Below are 1,133 nucleotides of genomic sequence, written 5' to 3'. Positions count from 1 at the left end.
CAGGTGAAGATCCGTGGTTTCCGGATCGAGCCGGGTGAGGTCCGGGCGGCGGTGGCGGCGCATCCGCAGGTCGCGCAGGCGGCGGTGGTCGCGCGCGAGGACTCCCCGGGCGAGACCCGCCTGGTCGCCTACGTCGTACCCACCGGGCCCGATGACGGGCTGGCGGCGTCGGTGCGTACACGCGTGGCCGAGCGCCTGCCCGAGTACATGGTGCCGTCGGCCGTGGTGGTTCTGGATGAGCTGCCGCTGACTCCGAACGGGAAGCTGGACCGCAAAGCGCTGCCGGAGCCCCGGTACTCGAACGGAGCGGGCCGCGGACCGGCGACCGTCCAGGAGGAGATCCTGTGCGCCGTCTTCGCCGACACCCTCGGGCTGGAACACGTGGGCGTGGACGACGACTTCTTCACCCTGGGCGGCCATTCCCTGCTGGCCGCCCGGCTTGCGAGCCGTATCCGCGTGTTCCTGGGCGCGGAGATGCCCCTGCGGGTGCTCTTCGAGGCGCCGACCGTGGCCGGGCTGGCCTCCTGGCTCGCCGCCGTCCAACTGGCCGGCGACACCACGACGCAGACGCCCCTTACGAAGCGTGACCGCCCGGAGCTGGTGCCGCTGTCCTTCGCCCAGCAACGGCTCTGGTTCATCAGCCAGTTGGAAGAGTCGAGCAGCGCCTACAACATCCCGGTCGCCCTGCCGCTGAACGACGAGGTGGACCGCGACGCCCTCGACGCTGCCTTCCGGGATGTGATCGGGCGGCACGAGGTGCTGCGGACGGTGTTCCGGGTGGCGGACGGTGAGCCCTACCAGCACGTCCTGGAACTGGACGAGCTCGACTGGGAGCTGCACACGACTCCGGTCGCGCCCGAGGAACTGGCTGACGCCGTGGCCGGGGCCGTCGGTCATTCCTTCGACCTGTCGTCGGAGGTGCCGATCCGCGCCTGGCTGTTCGAGGCCGGCCCGGGCGAGCGGATGCTGGTCGTGGTCATCCATCACGTCGCTTCCGACGGTTGGTCCACGGCGCCGTTGGCGCGTGATCTTTCCGTGGCGTACGAGGCGCGGTGTGTGGGGCGGGTTCCGGTGTGGGAGCCGTTGCCGGTGCAGTACGCGGACTACGCGTTGTGGCAGCGGGAGCTGCTGGG

Annotated in this window: 1 protein-coding gene; it reads left to right on the top strand. The window is 70.8% G+C overall.

Annotated elements, in window-relative coordinates; translation table 11 throughout:
• The coding region (locus ACFT4A_RS42515) for a condensation domain-containing protein (protein WP_382842067.1) at positions 1–1,133 on the top strand (1,133 nt) is incomplete at both ends.

The sequence above is a fragment of the Streptomyces sp. NPDC057099 genome (genome assembly GCF_042671245.1).
In the GTDB taxonomy this organism is placed as follows: Bacteria; Actinomycetota; Actinomycetes; order Streptomycetales; family Streptomycetaceae; genus Streptomyces; species Streptomyces purpurascens.
This window is presented reverse-complemented; position numbering and strand designations above follow the sequence as displayed.